At 35.6% G+C, this 433-nt stretch carries 2 protein-coding genes; one reads left to right on the forward strand and one right to left on the reverse strand.

All coding sequences use genetic code 11. The annotated features are described in order from the left end of the window. On the reverse strand, window positions 1-68 hold a 68-nt coding region (locus tag SB658_RS21985; RefSeq protein WP_410602304.1), incomplete at its 3' end, for a LysM peptidoglycan-binding domain-containing protein. Window positions 69-177: 109 nt separating this feature from the next. Here SB658_RS21985 and SB658_RS21990 point away from each other — a divergent pair. After that, a partial coding sequence (locus tag SB658_RS21990) for an acyl-CoA thioesterase (RefSeq protein ID WP_410602302.1) occupies window positions 178-433 on the forward strand: 256 nt, incomplete at its 3' end.

The following is a 433-nucleotide window of genomic DNA, read 5'->3' on the forward strand; positions in this document are numbered from 1 at the left end:
GTTGATCCATACTTTGATGCCAAGCTATATACGCTATCACCGCTACGAACAGTTACAATTTGAATCATATGCTTGCTCCTTTCAGTAAAAGATTCACTATTTTTATTTTATTTTTGATGTCACTGTATTATGATTAAATGTATGCAAGGTAGCAGAAGTGAAAGAAGGCGAATACATATGTTTGTAGCAGAACATGAAGTTGAAATCCGTTATGCGGAAACAGATCAAATGGGTGTTGTTTACCATTCAAACTATTTGGTGTGGCTTGAACTAGGTCGCACGAAACTTATACAAGATTTAGGATTTTCATATGTTGAAATGGAGAAAGAGGGAATTATTTCTCCTGTGTTAGATTTGCAAATTTCATATCGTAAAGCGATGCGTTACGGAGAAAAAGCAATTGTGAAAACGTGGATTGATACTGTTAGTCCGC

The organism is Bacillus sp. SIMBA_008 (assembly GCF_046535495.1).
Lineage (GTDB): Bacteria > Bacillota > Bacilli > Bacillales > Bacillaceae > Bacillus > Bacillus subtilis.